This window comes from Allobosea sp. NPDC003192 (genome assembly GCF_050275675.1).
In the GTDB taxonomy this organism is placed as follows: domain Bacteria; phylum Pseudomonadota; class Alphaproteobacteria; order Rhizobiales; family Beijerinckiaceae; genus Allobosea.
Genome location: NZ_JBNNPK010000014.1, coordinates 97195 through 111451, shown reverse-complemented (window position 1 = coordinate 111451; position 14257 = coordinate 97195). Strand labels below are relative to the sequence as shown.

Below are 14257 nucleotides of genomic sequence, written 5' to 3'. Positions count from 1 at the left end.
TGAAAAGGGCCGCGCTTGCGGCGCGGCCCCCGGTCGTCCCGGATGACGTCCCGCTCAAGCGAGCGTGTAGGAGGTCTTCACCGTGGTGTAGAACTCGCGGGCATAGGCGCCCTGCTCGCGCGGGCCGTAGCTCGAGCCCTTCCGGCCGCCGAACGGCACATGATAGTCGACGCCTGCGGTGGCGAGGTTGACCATCACCATGCCGGCCTCGGCATTGCGCTTGAAATGCGTCGCATGCTTCAGCGACGTCGTGCAGATGCCCGAGGACAGGCCGAACTCGGTGTCGTTGGCGATGGCGAGCGCCTCCTCGTAGTCCTTGACGCGGATGACGTTGGCGACCGGTCCGAACACCTCCTCGCGCGAGATGCGCATGGCGTTGGTCGTCTCGGTGAACAGCGCCGGCTGCAAATAGAAGCCGGGGTTCTCGCGGTTGAGCAATTCGCCGCCCCAGGCGAGCTTGCCGCCCTCGTCGCGGGCGATCTGGATGTATTTCAGATCCTGGTCGAGCTGGCTCTGGTCGACGACCGGGCCGATCGTGGTGCCGGCCTTCAGCGCGTCGTCGACGGTGACGCCCTTCAGCCGCTCGATGCAGGCCTCGACGAAGCGGTCATGGATGCCGGCCTGGACGATCAGGCGCGAGGACGCGGTGCAACGCTGGCCCGTCGAGAAGAAGGCGCCCTGCACCGCGCATTCGACGGCGACCTTGAGATCGGCGTCGTCGAGCACGACGAGCGGGTTCTTGCCGCCCATCTCGAGCTGGACCTTCTTCATCGGGTTGCCGGCGATGCAGGCAGCCGCGACCTTGCGGCCGGTCGAGACCGAGCCGGTGAAGCTGATCGCATGCACATCCTTGTGCTCGAGCAAGGCCTGGCCCACGACCGAGCCGCGGCCCATCACCAGGTTGAGCACGCCCTTGGGCAGGCCGGCGCGCTGGATGATGTCGACCAGCGCCCAGGCAGAGCCGGGGACGAGATCGGCCGGCTTGATCACGACGCAATTGCCGTAGGCGAGCGCCGGGGCGATCTTCCAGGCCGGGATCGCGATCGGGAAATTCCAGGGCGTGATCATGCCGACGATGCCGACCGGCTCGCGGGTGACCTCAACGCCGACGCCGGGACGCACGGAGGGGATGCTTTCGCCACCCAATCGCAGGCACTCGCCGGCGAAGAAGGCGAAGATCTGGCCGGCGCGGGTCGCCTCGCCAATGCCTTCCGGCAGGGTCTTGCCCTCTTCGCGCGAAAGCAGCTTTCCGAGCTCCTCCTTGCGGGCGAGGATCTCGTCCGAGGCCTTCTTCAGGACCTCGTAGCGCTCCTGCGGGGTGGTGCGGCTCCAGGCCGGGAAGGCGGCCTTGGCGGCGGCGACGGCGTTGTTCAGGTCCTCGACCGAGCCTTGCGAATACTCGCCGACGACGTCGTTGGTGTTGGAGGGGTTGATGTTGCGCGAAGCGTTCTGCGAGCCGGCCCATTCGCCGGCGATCAGATTCTTGAAGGGAGCATTCATCGCAAAACCTCGTGCCTAACCGAATTGAGGAGCCGGTCTTAACCGGTTTAGGTCGGCAAGGCCATGCGGACAGGCCCGATGAATGGCGATGCGCGCCCCGCCGTGAGCGCATGCGACGCGCCGGACGGAGCATTTCAAGTGCGTTTTGAACCGAGTGCTTTTGCCGAATTGTAAGCTTTGCAGTTTGAGATGCCGGCGTGCAGACATCGCCACCCTATCGATCTCCGGGCTTCGATACGATACGCGAACAGGCGCGTCTCGATGCCCTCGCGCGCTATGACGTGCTCGACACACCGCCCGAGGAAGCCTTCGATCGCCTGACCCGCCTCGCCAGGCGCATCTTCGGCGTGTCGATGTCGACGATCAGCTTCATCGACGGCCACCGCCAATGGTTCAAGTCACAGCAGGGCATGGCGACCTGCGAGACCGACCGAGGGCCGGCCTTCTGCAATATCGCAATCCAGCAGCCGACCTCGCTGATCGTGACCGATGCCGTCACCGATGAGCGCTTTCGAGACAACCCGTTCGTGACCGGCGAGCCGCATGTCCGCTTCTACGCTGGCATCCCGCTCCGCTGCCCCGAAGGACATGCGATCGGGACCTTGTGTGCCATCGATCCGCAGCCTCGGAGCTTCAGCCCGCGGGACCAGGAAAGCCTGGCCGATCTCGGCGCCCTGGCTATGGAAGTGCTGGAGCTGAGACGCCGTTCGGCTGCGAAGACCGGATCCATGGCAGGGGACGCCGGCCAGTCGGGCTTGGCAAGAGAGTTCGCCCATGGCCGGAGCGTGCTAAAGGCTGGGCGCATCGTCTTCAACAACGGCCGCGCGATCGTCAAATGCACCGTGCGGCAGCTCTCGCCGGATGCGGCAGTCGTCCATGTCATCAGCACCGCGAAGATCCCGGACAGGGTCGCGCTGATGATCGATGCGGACGCGACCTCCAGGCTCTGCTCGGTGAATTCCCGGGCAGAGCAGCATCTCGCACTCGCGTTCGAGAGCTGACGCCTCGCCTGCGACCAGCCCCCGGCAGCAAGCCAGCGGCTGGCCTTGGAGAGACGGTTCGGCGCGGTTTTGCGTGCGCCATTTCAGCTTGCCTTCACCTTTGTCTGCTTTGCTCCGACGGCAATGAAGCTTGCTCGCAACTTCCTTTCTCCGCCCACTCGCAACCAGAAGCAGGCAACGCCATCCCGTTTGCTTCCCTGGCGTGCAGCAATATTGGTGGCAGGGATCGTCTTCGCGGCCGCGCTGTTCGGCCATCTCACCCGCCCACTCGGCTTTCTCTCGACCTTCTGGCCGGCCAACGCCCTGCTGATGGGCGTGATGGTGCGCAATCCCGGCTGGGCCGGACCGCTCGGCTGGGCGGGCGCGGCAGCCGGATATCTCGCCGCCGACTTCGCGATGGGCGGCGGCATCGGCATCACGCTCTGGCTGACGGCGGGCAATCTCACCAACGCCTTCGTCGGGTATCTACTATTCCAGCGCGTCGCCGGCATGGATCGCCAGCTCGAACGACCGCAATCGCTGCTGTTCCTGCTGCTGATTGCCTTCGCCGCCGCAGCCTCAGCCGCCATCGTCGGCAGCGGCTGCCTCGTCGTCTATTTCGGCCAGCCGCCGATGCAGGCCTTCGAGTTCTTCCTGACCAGCGAGTTCTCCAGCAATCTCGTGGTCCTGCCGATGGTCCTGACCGCGCCACCGCTTGCCGAGATGGCCAAACAGCTGGCCACGCACGCCGCGCCGGGCACATGGCGGCCGAAGGCGGTTCTTCCGGGAGCCACCCTGCTCGCCTCGATCCTCGTCGCCACGGCGTTCGGCGGCATGAGCGCGATCGCGATCCCGGTTCCAGCGATCCTCTGGTGTGCCCTGAGCTACGGCGTCTTCCCGACCGCGCTGCTGACCTTCGGGCTCGGCCTCTGGCAGTGCACGGTATTGCTCGCCAAGCTGACACCAGGCACCGCCGAATATGCCGCCGCCCTCACTTCGCATCGCTTCGGCGTCGCCCTGTTCTCGCTCGGGCCGATCATGGTGGCCGCGATCAATGCCGCCCGCTCGCGCCTGCTGGGAGAGCTCGACCTTGCCGCCAACCAGGACGTCCTGACCCGGACCCTGTCGCGCCGTGCCTTTCTCGCGCGCGGCGAGGCGGCGCTGGCCAAGAGCTTCGCCGCGAGCCGGCCGGTGGCGCTGCTGATGCTCGACGTCGACCGCTTCAAGCTGATCAACGACGAATATGGTCACGCGGTCGGGGACGAGGTGCTGGCGAGCCTGGCGGAGCAGATCTCGGCGTTGCTGCGGCGCGACGATCTGTTCGGGCGGCTCGGCGGCGAGGAATTCGCGATCCTGGCACCCGGCCTGACGCAAGCCGCAGCGCTCGCCTTGGCCGAGCGGCTGCGCGACGGCTGCGCCCAATTGCGTGTCCCCGTCGAGGGCCGCGCCCCACTGATGGTCACCGTCAGCATCGGCCTGGTCTGGGGCGTGGCGGGCCCTGGCTGCTCCTCGCAGAGTTTACTGAAGCAAGCAGACGACGCGCTTTACCGGGCCAAGCGCAGCGGTCGCGACCGCGTCGTCGAGACCTCCCTGGCTGCCTGAGCAGAGGGGCGTTCAGAACTCGGCATCGAGCTCCTCCAGCTCCTCCGGTTCCAGCTTCGCGGCCTCGATCCAGCCACGCAGCGCCGGCCAGGCCATGATCGTCTGGCAATAGCCTTCGCTGACCGGATCGAGCACGACGTCATAGGTCAGGAAACGCAGGCAAACCGGTGCGTACATTGCGTCGGCCATGCTCAGTTCCCCGCCGAACAGGTAAGGCCCGCCATAGCGGCCAAGGCAGTCACGCCAGATCTCCGTAACGCGATCGATGTCGGCCTGCGCGCCGGTCCAGACCTTGAAGCCTGGATAGTGAGCCTTGAGATTCATCGGCAGGGCCGAACGGAGATTGGCGAAGCCGGAATGCATTTCCCCCGAGATCGAACGGCAATGAGCGCGCGCTGTCACCTCCCGCGGCAGCAAGCCAGCATCGGGCCTGAGCTCGTCGAGATAGCCCGCGATCGCGAGTGTATCCCAGACCTCGACGCCGTCGTGGCGGAGGCAAGGCACCAGGAAGGACGGCGAGAGCAGCAACAGCTCCGCCCGCGCTGACGGGTCATCCACCGAGAGCACGATCTCTTCGACCTCGAGCCCGGCCAGCTGACAGAGCAGCCAGCCTCGCAGCGACCAGGAGGAATAATTCTTGCTGCTGATCGTCAAGGTGGCGGCCATCGACGGCATCCTCCGCATGCTCGATCAAGGTTCATAGCAAAACATGTTCCAGAGAATGCGACATGGAAAACGTGCTTGCGAACCGCGATTGCTGCAGCGCAACATGGCCTCGCGCGCTTGCCGCGGGCTCTATCAGGGTCGCTGACGGATGCTCTATCTCGCCTATCAGGCCCAATCGGACCTCATCAATCCGGCCCGGACGCTCGCGCAGGCCGCGATCGTCGCACTCGGCAGCCGGGCGATACTCGGCCAGCCCTTGAGCGCGTCCGCCGCCGCTGCGGGCTACGAATTGGTGACACGCGCCGGGCTGACCCATGACCGGCCGCCCTATGGCATCGACAGGGTGGTGAGCGGCAATCGCGAGGTACCGGTCACCGAAGCGGCGGCTCTGACCCTGCCCTTCGGCACGCTGCTGCACTTCAGGAAGGATGCCGATCTGCAGCAGTCGAAGGTGCTGGTCGTGGCACCGCTCTCCGGCCACTTCGCCACTCTGCTGCGCAGTACCGTGGCGACGCTGCTGCAAGACCATGACGTCTACATCACCGACTGGCACAACGCGCGTGAGGTGCCGCTCTCGGCGGGGGCGTTCGGCTATGACGACTACGTCGACTATCTGATCCGCTTCATCGAGACACTCGGCCCGGAGACCCACGTGGTCGCCGTCTGCCAACCTTGTGTGCAAGTGCTCACCGCAGCGGCAGTGATGGCCCAGGCCGCTCACCCGGCACAGCCGCGCAGCATGACGCTGATGGCGGGGCCGGTCGACACCCGCATCAATCCGACGACGGTCAACAAACTCGCCACCGACAAGCCGATCGGCTGGTTCGAGAAGAACCTGATCGCCCGCGTGCCCGCACGTCATCCGGGCGCCGGCCGCAAGGTCTATCCAGGCTTCATCCAGCTCGGCGCCTTCATGGCGATGAACATGAGCCGCCACATCAACGCGCATATCGACCTGTTCACCCATCTCGCCACCGGCGAGGTGGAGAAGGCGGAGGCGATCAAGACCTTTTACGACGAGTATTTCGCTGTCCTGGACCTGCCCGCCGAATTCTATCTCGAAACGGTGCAATGGATCTTCCAGGAGGCGCGGCTGGCTGCGGGTACGCTGACCTATCGCGGCGAGAGGGTGGATTGCCGCGCCATCCGCCGGACCGCCCTGATGACCGTCGAAGGCGAACGCGACGACATCTGCTCGCTCGGGCAGACCGCCGCAGCGCACGACCTGTGCTGCGGGCTCAAGCCCTTCCGCAAGCGCCACCATATGCAGGCCGGCGTCGGGCATTACGGCGTGTTCTCCGGCCGCAAATGGGACGGGCAAATCTACCCGATCGTGCGGAACATGATCCTGGCAAACAGCTGAACCGTCATTTCTCCTTGATCGAGAGGCCGTTCTTGCCGACGGAGATCTCGACGCCCTCGGGCTGCTTCTTCTCCTGATAGAGCGCGTAGCTGACGGCGCCGAGGCCGATGACGAGCAAGCCGATCAACAGGACAAGCGTATTGCGGGACAGCGTCATCAGGAACTCCGTTGCAGATGCGCCGGCTCGGCGCTCCGATCAACGCTGACGCCCGCGCCCGGTTCCGGATCCCTCAGCCGGCGGGCTTGCTGGGCGCTGCGACGGCCTGCGCGGGACCAGCCTCCGTACGGGTCGCGATGCGGCCGATCAGGAAGGTCGCGAGACTCGACCAGGCGACGCCGAGGCACCAGCCGCCGAGCACGTCGCTCGGCCAGTGCACGCCGAGATAGATCCGACTGAGACCGATCGCGATCATCAGGGTCCAGGCGACCCACAGGCAGAGCCGTGCGATGTCGGCGCGGCGCGAGGCGAGGCCGACGAAACTGGCGATGCTGAGCAGCACGACCGCTGCAAGGAAGGCGTGGCCGCTCGGAAAGCTCGCGGTGAAGGTCAGCGCCGCGTGCTCGACGATGTCGGGCCGCTCGCGTCCGAAGGCGAGCTTCAGCACCGTGCTCGCCGCCGTCGCGGACAGGACGCTGGCCAGCAAGCCGATCGCGAGGGGACGGTGACCGCAGAGCCGCAAGGTCAGGGCGGCGATCACGGTCGCGATTCCCAGCCCGATGAAGCTGCCGAGCGCGGTCAGGTCGCGCATCATCTCCCGGAACCAGGCGGGACCGATCGGCGCGGAAGGGTTGGCCGGGTCCCGGAACAGCATCACCAGCGCGCTGTCGATCGAGGAACTGCCGTCGGAGACGACATAGAAGGCCAGGCCGATGAAACCGAAGATCGCCGCGACGGGCAGAAGGAAGCGCGGCTGGAGAAGGAACATCGAATGCCTCACGAAGGGAACTGGTACTCGGCCGGGTAGGGCAAGGGCTCGAGCTCGGCCGGCTGGGCTGCGATCACCCGCAGCGCGCCCGGCAACAGGCGATAGGCGAACGGGCTGGAGCCACGCTCCACCTCGCCATCGAAGGTGACGTGGCCACGGCGCTTGTCACGGCGGGTAATCGTCACCGAGGTGCCGGAGAGAGAAATGAGATTGTGGGAGTTGCGCCAGCCGCCGGTCAGCATCGAGAACGCGGCCTTGGCACGCGAGAGCAAGCCGCCGGTATCGAGGATATGGACCTCGAATTCGCCGCCATCGAGATGCGCGCGGCGCCATTCGGCGCCGTCGAACTGGTTGACAGTGACCAGGACCGCGTCAGCCTCGACCTGACGGCGCTCACCGGCGATCTCCATCTCGATGCGGATCGGATGGGTGAACAGGATCGAGCGCGCCGCCGCGAAAAGGAAGGCAACGAGCCGGCTGAATGGGAATCGGCGGCGGGCATATTCGCGCTGGCGCGCCATCAGGCTGAAGAAGCCCATGCCCGAGATCGAATGGAACAGGCGGCCATTGACGCTGCCGAGGTCCATTGCGACCGGCTCGCCCCGGCAGATCGCAGCGATCTGCTCCTCCACGGTGCCGGTGAGCCCAAGGTCACGGCCGAGCACATTGACCGTGCCGAGCGGCAGGACCGCGACGGTGCGCTTGCACTCCACCAGGATCGGCAAGACGCCATTGATGCTGCCGTCACCGCCGGCAATGACCGGAATCGTCGCATCATCGGCAACCGCTGCCCGCAGGCGCTCCTGAAGCTGGCGCGGCGGTACGAGCTCGACTTCGGCTCGGCATCCGGCAGTCTCGAACGCCGCCGCGATGCGCTGCGCGAAGGCGTCGGCGCCCGCTTCCAGCACCGTACCGGCGCGCGCGTTGGCGATGACGCGAAAGCAGCGCGGCTGCGCCTGCGGTTCGAGTTCGAGCGAGGGGTCCGACAGATGCGCCATGACAGACGGCGATATGGGCGCGGCTCTTGGCCGGAACAAGGCAGGCAGCCAATACCCGCGATGCGAGCATAAAAAAGGTGCGGGCCTTTCGGCCCGCACCACGCAATCACGACGATCCGGCTGGGGGGATAGCGACCGCCGCGAATTGCGCCTTGGTGTGGAACGCCGGCCCGGAGGCGCGCTCTCACATCATCCAATACGGCATCGTGCCGTAGTAATCGTGCACACGCTTGCCGTACTCCTTGTCGTGCCAGTCCGGCTCGCCGTCGGCACCGTACATCGGAGCGGCCTCCAGCTTCTCACGGGTCAGCGGCACGACATAGCCGCCCTTGTCGACATCGTAGTCGAGCATGCTCCACGGGATCGGGTGGTATTTCTCGCCGAGGCCAAGGAAGCCACCGAAGGACATGATCGCGTAAGCGACCTTCCCGGTCGCCTTGTCGAGCATGACGTCGTAGATCGAGCCGAGATGCTCGCCTGCGGTGTTGTAGACATCCGTTCCGGCGACGCGAGCGCCAGCGATCAACGGGTTGGCGGCGTGAGAGGCTGCGGTCATCGTAGCGCTCATCGGTCCCTCCATGCATATCTGATTGGCCGGCGCGCGGCCGGCACGTCCAATCAACCCGGCGAAGGCCGTCTGGTTCCCAACCGGGCCGACAAAATCGCGCGGTCGGCAGGACCGCCAGAACAGCTCGCCGGACATGCTCGCTGACTGCCCAGCCGCCACCGTCAGGAACAAAAGCCGGCTAACGCGGTTTGAGGAGGGATCGAGCGAGCGGCTTCAGCCGGCGCGATTAAGGCGGCGAGCAAGCGCCAGTTGGCGCTGTCGAGCATCACGCATCCGGGGCACATCAGGACATCACACTTGAATGTCTCGTCGCGAAGCCGTCGACCCTCAAGGGAAGGAACGTCCGATGATCAGGAAGCTTCTATTGGTAACTGCCGCGGTGGCCGCGCTCGGCGCCTGCACGCCGCGTGAGGAACGAACCGCGACCGGCGCGCTCATCGGCGCGGGCGCGGGCGCGCTCATCGGCGGCGCCGCGACTGGCCGTGCCGGCGGCGCGCTGGCAGGCGCCGCGATCGGCGGCGCCGGTGGCGCGATCATCGGCAATGCGACCTCGCCGGATCAGATCTGCTACGGCCGCGACGAATGGGGCCGGCGCGTCCGCTACGCCTGCTGATGTAAAGCAGATTGCGAGTGGCGGCTAAAACCCGCCACTCGCTTCAGACCGCCCCGTAAGGCCCGAAGCGTCCGACGAAGCGGTGGCGGCCTCCTGGATAGAGCAAGCGCACGGCCGTGATCGGCTCGGCCTGGTTCCAGGTCCGGCGCTCGACCAGCAGGCAAGGCTCGCCGGCATCGATCTTCAGGAGTTCCGCTTCCTGCGGGTCGGCAGCGATCGCGCTGATCGCGTGCTCAGCCTGCGTCCACAGACTGTTCTGCAGCAGCCAGTCGCCCGGCGGCGTCTCGGCGAAGCCCTCATCCGCGGCCTGCGGGATGGTCGAAAGGTGGATCACCCGATCTTCCAGCACATGCGGCGCGCCATCGGCGAAATGCAGCAGGGTGAGGTGCGCGACATTGGCTGCGCGGCCGAGCTCGAAGCGGGCGGCGAGTTCGCGCGACGTCTTGCCGTCGCGCCGCTGCAGGATGCGATAGCTGTAGGCCTGCCCGAGTTCACGGACCTCCTCCGGGATCGAGAGGATGTCGAGCATGGCGTGGCTGGCCGGTGGGCTCGCGACGATCGTGCCGGAACGGCGCCGGCGCAGGATCAACCCTTCGCGAGCAAGCTGCGCCAGCGCCCGGTGCACGGTCATGCGCGAAGCGCCGAGCTTTTCCATCAACGCATGCTCGGGCGGCACCGCCGTGCCCGGCGGCCAGGTGCCGGCCAGGATCAGATCGCGGACGGCGCGGCGGATCTGGTCATAGAGCGGCCCGGCTCCGTCCAGCGTCACGGCGTCGATCTGAGTGATGGACATGGCTCCGTTTCGTTCAGGCGAGGAGATTGCGGATCACCTGGCCATAGCGGGCAGCGATGCGGGCGCGGTCAATGTGCCGGCCGCCGCTGACCACAGGCTTTCCACCGACGATCACCTCCGCGACCGGCAGGGCCGGCGCGGCGAAGATCGCGCTGTCGAGCGCGAAATCGCCGCCCTTGCCGATGATTGCGGGATGCTCGGCATCGAGGACGGCGAAGTCAGCGCGATTGCCGACGGCGATCGCACCGATGCGGCGGCCACAAGCCTGGGCGCCGCCGGCGCAGGCATCCTGCCAGAGCCTGAGGCCTGCGGAGAGGCCGGGCTCAGCCCAGAGCGCGCGGCGCCGATCGCGCAGGCGCTGCGAATATTCGAGCAGGCGCAATTCGCCACCGGCGCCGATCTCGACATTGGAATCGCTGCCGACGCCGATGCGCCCGCCCTTCTCGCGATAGCGTACGCCGTCGAAGATGCCGTCGCCGAGATTGGCCTCGGTGATCGGGCACAGGCCCGCGACCGCGCCGGAGAGCGCCATCGCATCGCGCTCGGCATCGCTGAGATGCGTCGCGTGGATCAGGCACCAGCGCTCGTTCACCGCGGTGTTCTGCATCAGCAGCTCCACCGGGCGGCGGCCGGTGATGGCGAGGCTGTCCTCAACCTCGCGGGTCTGCTCGGCGACATGGATGTGCAAAGGCACGCCCGAGCGCAGCTCTGCGACCCAATTCAGATCTTCGAGCGCCACCGCCCGCAGCGAATGCGGCGCCATGCCGACGCGGGCATCGGGAAGGCCGGCGACTGCCTTCTCGCTGCCTTCGATCAGGCGCGCATAGGCGTCGCGATCATTGAGGAAGCGGCGCTGGCCCGCCGCAGCCGGCGCCTTGCCGAAATTGCCATAGCGATAGAGCACGGGCAGCAGCGTCAGGCCGATGCCGGTTTCCTCGGCTGCAGCCGCGATCGCCCCGCCCATGGCGGCGATGTCGGCATAGGCCGCGCCGTCCTTGTCGTGATGGAGGTAATGGAATTCGGCGAGCGCGGTGAAGCCGCCCTCCAGCATCTCGACCATGGCCTGCGCGGCGATCGCCTGGACATCGTCAGGGCTCAGGCGATCGAGGAAGCGGTACATCACCTCGCGCCAGGTCCAGAAGGAGTCCTCGGAGGCGCCGCGGCGCTCGGCGAGGCCCGCCATGCCGCGCTGGAAGGTGTGGCTGTGCAGGTTCGGCAGGCCGGGCAGAGCGAGCCCTGAAAGTCTCGTCGCGCCCGCGGGCACCGCCTGCCCTGTCGTGACCGACATGATCGTTCCATGATCGAGCGTCAGCGTGACGTTCTCGGCGAAGCCCTCGGGCAGAAGCCCCTGGGCGAGGTGCAGGGTCGTGGGTCCGGTCACGCGAGCTGTCCCTTTTTATTTGCATATGCAAATCGAGCTTGCTATTTGCATATGCAATTGTCTAGCATAATCGTAACGACAACGAAGTCGAGAGGAGGCGACGTGGCGGCGACCCCTTCCCCCAGCCACCGAGTGTGGACCAATGCCCGGCTCGCGACCATGGCGGCCGATGCGAGTACGCCCTATGGCGTGATCGAGGACGGCGTCATCGTCGCCCGCAATGGCCGTATCGTCTTCGCCGGCCCGCGTGCCGAGGTCTCGAGCTTCGGTCAGGCCGAGGTGACCGACTGCGAAGGCCGCTGGATCACCCCCGGCCTGATCGATTGCCACACCCATCTCGTCTATGGCGGCGACCGCGCCCATGAATTCGAACTGCGCCTGCAGGGCGCGAGCTATGAGGAGATCGCCCGCGCCGGCGGCGGCATCGTCTCCAGCGTGAAAGCAACGCGCGCGGCGAGCGAGGACGAACTCTTCGCCAGCGCCGACAAGCGCCTCGCCGCGCTGATGTCCGAAGGCGTCACCACTGTCGAGATCAAGTCGGGCTACGGGCTCGACATCGACAGCGAGGTCAAGGTGCTGGCGGTGGCCCGCCGGATCGGGCGCGAGCGTCCCGTCGGCGTGCAGACCAGCTTCCTCGGCGCCCATGCGGTGCCGGCCGAGTTCAAGGGCCGGCAAAGCGACTATGTCGACCTCGTCTGCGGTCCGATGCTGGATGCCATCGCAGAGCAGAAGCTCGCCGATGCGGTCGACGTGTTCTGCGAGGGCATCGCCTTCTCGCCCGAGGAGACGGCCCGCGTCTTCAACGCGGCCAAGGCCAAGGGACTGCCCGTCAAGATCCATGCCGAGCAGCTCTCCAATCTCGGCGGCGCGGCGCTGGCGGCCGGCTTCGGCGCGCTTTCCGCCGACCATCTCGAACATCTCGACGAGGCCGGCGTGATCGCCATGGCCAAAGCCGGCACCGTCGCCGTCGTTCTGCCCGGCGCATTCTACTTTCTGCGCGAGACGATGAAGCCGCCGATCGAATTGCTCAGGCAGCATGGCGTGCCGATCGCGCTCGCCACCGACGCCAATCCCGGCACCTCGCCGCTGACCTCGCCGCTGCTGACCATGAACATGGGCTGCACCTTGTTCCGGCTGACACCGGAGGAGGCTCTGGCCGGCATGACCCGCAACGCCGCCCGCGCGCTTGGACTCCAGGACCAGATCGGCACGCTGGAAGCCGGCAAGGCCTGCGATCTCGCGGTCTGGGAGATCGAGCGCCCGGCCGAGCTTGCCTACCGCATCGGCTTCAACCCGCTTCACACCCGCATCCGGAACGGACAATGACCACGCTCTCGCTCACCCCCGGCAAGGCCCGCCTCGCCGACTGGCGCCATGTCGTCGACGGCGCCACCGTCGCCCTGACCGAGACCAGCGCGATCGCCGGCGCCCAGGCGATCGTCGACGACATCGTCGCGGCCGGCACCGTGACCTATGGCGTCAACACCGGCTTCGGCAAGCTCGCCAGCGTGCGCATCGCCGATGACGACCTGACCACGCTGCAGCGCAACCTCATCCTCTCGCATGCGGTCGGCACCGGCCCTGCCCTCCCCGATTCCGTCGTCGCGTTGATCCTGGCAATGAAGGCGGCGAGCCTGGCGCGCGGCGCCTCGGGCGTTCGTCCCGTCGTTGTCGAGGCGCTGGTCGGCGCGCTCAAGGCCGGCGCGCTGCCGGTCGTCCCGGCCAAGGGCTCGGTCGGCGCCTCCGGCGACCTCGCCCCGCTCGCTCACATGACCGCCGCCCTGATGGGCGTTGGCGAGATCAGGCTGAAGGGTGAAGTCCTGCCCGCCGCCGAAGCGCTGAAGCGGATCGGCCAGCAGCCGCTCACGCTCGGCGCCAAGGAGGGCCTGGCGCTGATCAACGGCACGCAGGTATCGGCCTCGCTGGCGCTGGCCGGCCTCGCCAGCGTCGCCCGCGTCTTCGATGCGGCGCTGATCGCCGGCGCACTCTCGGTCGATGCCCTCAAGGGCTCCGACACGCCGTTCGACCCGCGCATCCAGCAGCTGCGCGGCCAGCCCGGGCAGATCAAGGTGGCGGCCCTGCTGCTCGACCTCATCGCCAACAGCGAGATCCGCGAAAGCCACCGCTTCGGCGACAGCAAGGTGCAGGACCCCTATTCGCTGCGCTGCCAGCCGCAGGTGATGGGCGCGGTGCGCGACCTGCTCGGCAATGCCGCGGCGACGCTTGCGATCGAGGCCAATGCCGTCACCGACAACCCGCTGGTGCTGGGGCCGGGCGAGATCGTCTCGGGCGGCAATTTCCACGCCGAGCCGGTCGCCTTCGCCGCCGACATGCTGGCGATGGCCACCTGCGAGATCGGCAACCTCGCCGAGCGCCGGATCGCGCTCCTGGTCGACCCGGTGATGAGCGGCCTGCCGCCCTTCCTCGCCCGCGATGCCGGCCTCAACTCCGGCTTCATGATCGCGCAGGTGACGGCCGCGGCGCTCGCTTCCGAGAACAAGCAGCGGGCCTATCCCGCCTCGGTCGACACCATCCCGACCTCGGCGAATCAGGAAGACCATGTCTCGATGGCGACGCACGGCGCCTTCCGCCTGATCGAGATGGCGAAGAACGCGGCGAGCATCGTGGCGGTCGAATTGATGGCCGCAGCCGAGGCGATCGAACATCACCGCCCGCTCAAGACCTCGCCGCGGCTGGAGCCGGTGCTGGCGCTGATCCGCGAGCGGATCGCGCCGCTGACCGAGGACCGCTATCTCGCGCCCGACCTCGCCGCCGCGACCGAGCTCGTGCTCTCGGGCGCGCTCGGCAAGGCCGCCGGCGTCGACAGCTATGGGGAGCTTTCGGCATGAAAAACTCCACAGTTCCGT

Annotated in this window: 14 protein-coding genes; 6 read left to right on the top strand and 8 right to left on the bottom strand. The window is 67.2% G+C overall.

What is annotated here, in order from left to right; all coding sequences use genetic code 11:
- Positions 1-54 precede the first annotated feature (54 nt).
- Positions 55-1500 (bottom strand): aldehyde dehydrogenase family protein, encoded by a 1446-nt coding sequence (locus ACQKLX_RS19125; protein ID WP_427363140.1) that lies wholly within the window; start codon positions 1498-1500, stop codon positions 55-57.
- A gap of 197 nt (positions 1501-1697) precedes the next feature.
- On the opposite strand from ACQKLX_RS19125, the gene ACQKLX_RS19120 reads away from it, so the two are divergent.
- Both ACQKLX_RS19120 and ACQKLX_RS19115 read left to right on the top strand, forming a co-directional pair.
- The gene (locus ACQKLX_RS19120) at positions 1698-2501 is read left to right on the top strand and encodes a GAF domain-containing protein (RefSeq protein WP_427363139.1); all 804 of its coding nucleotides are present in this window, start codon (positions 1698-1700) and stop codon (positions 2499-2501) included.
- A 216-nt stretch (positions 2502-2717) separates the two neighbouring features.
- Positions 2718-4082 carry a sensor domain-containing diguanylate cyclase gene (locus tag ACQKLX_RS19115; RefSeq protein ID WP_427363138.1) on the top strand — a complete coding sequence of 455 codons (1365 nt, stop codon included), beginning with the start codon at positions 2718-2720 and terminating at the stop codon, positions 4080-4082.
- Positions 4083-4094: 12 nt separating this feature from the next.
- Here ACQKLX_RS19115 and ACQKLX_RS19110 read toward each other — a convergent pair whose 3' ends face one another.
- Entirely contained in the window at positions 4095-4748 is a 654-nt protein-coding gene (locus tag ACQKLX_RS19110) for a glutathione S-transferase family protein (RefSeq protein WP_427363137.1), read from the bottom strand.
- A gap of 148 nt (positions 4749-4896) precedes the next feature.
- On the opposite strand from ACQKLX_RS19110, the gene ACQKLX_RS19105 reads away from it, so the two are divergent.
- A complete protein-coding gene (locus ACQKLX_RS19105; RefSeq protein WP_427363136.1) occupies positions 4897-6111 on the top strand; it encodes a polyhydroxyalkanoate depolymerase in 1215 nt (404 codons plus the stop codon).
- Between the two features lie 4 nt (positions 6112-6115).
- Here the strand turns inward: ACQKLX_RS19105 and ACQKLX_RS19100 are convergent, their stop codons facing one another.
- From ACQKLX_RS19100 to ACQKLX_RS19085, 4 genes are all read right to left on the bottom strand, one after another.
- Entirely contained in the window at positions 6116-6268 is a 153-nt protein-coding gene (locus ACQKLX_RS19100; protein WP_427363135.1) for a hypothetical protein, read from the bottom strand.
- Between the two features lie 73 nt (positions 6269-6341).
- On the bottom strand, positions 6342-7037 hold the full coding sequence (locus tag ACQKLX_RS19095) for a phosphatase PAP2 family protein (protein ID WP_427363134.1): 696 nt from the start codon (positions 7035-7037) through the stop codon (positions 6342-6344).
- Positions 7038-7045: 8 nt separating this feature from the next.
- Positions 7046-8035 carry a diacylglycerol/lipid kinase family protein gene (locus ACQKLX_RS19090; protein ID WP_427363133.1) on the bottom strand — a complete coding sequence of 330 codons (990 nt, stop codon included), beginning with the start codon at positions 8033-8035 and terminating at the stop codon, positions 7046-7048.
- A gap of 184 nt (positions 8036-8219) precedes the next feature.
- Entirely contained in the window at positions 8220-8603 is a 384-nt protein-coding gene (locus tag ACQKLX_RS19085; RefSeq protein ID WP_244543758.1) for a PRC-barrel domain-containing protein, read from the bottom strand.
- 346 nt (positions 8604-8949) lie between these two features.
- Here ACQKLX_RS19085 and ACQKLX_RS19080 point away from each other — a divergent pair, with 346 nt between their 5' ends.
- Positions 8950-9216, top strand: a complete 267-nt coding sequence (locus tag ACQKLX_RS19080) for a glycine zipper domain-containing protein (protein WP_427363132.1) — start codon at positions 8950-8952, stop codon at positions 9214-9216.
- Between the two features lie 43 nt (positions 9217-9259).
- On the opposite strand, the gene hutC is transcribed toward ACQKLX_RS19080, so the two are convergent.
- The gene (gene hutC / locus ACQKLX_RS19075) at positions 9260-10009 is read right to left on the bottom strand and encodes a histidine utilization repressor (RefSeq protein ID WP_427363131.1); all 750 of its coding nucleotides are present in this window, start codon (positions 10007-10009) and stop codon (positions 9260-9262) included.
- A gap of 13 nt (positions 10010-10022) precedes the next feature.
- Positions 10023-11390 (bottom strand): formimidoylglutamate deiminase, encoded by a 1368-nt coding sequence (locus ACQKLX_RS19070; protein WP_427363130.1) that lies wholly within the window; start codon positions 11388-11390, stop codon positions 10023-10025.
- A 159-nt stretch (positions 11391-11549) separates the two neighbouring features.
- Here ACQKLX_RS19070 and hutI point away from each other — a divergent pair, with 159 nt between their 5' ends.
- Complete coding sequence (gene hutI / locus ACQKLX_RS19065; protein ID WP_427363196.1) at positions 11550-12716, top strand: imidazolonepropionase; 1167 nt, start codon at positions 11550-11552, stop codon at positions 12714-12716.
- Entirely contained in the window at positions 12713-14239 is a 1527-nt protein-coding gene (hutH, locus tag ACQKLX_RS19060; RefSeq protein ID WP_427363129.1) for a histidine ammonia-lyase, read from the top strand. Before hutI ends, hutH begins: the two co-directional genes overlap by 4 nt.
- Positions 14240-14257: the final 18 nt, after the last annotated feature.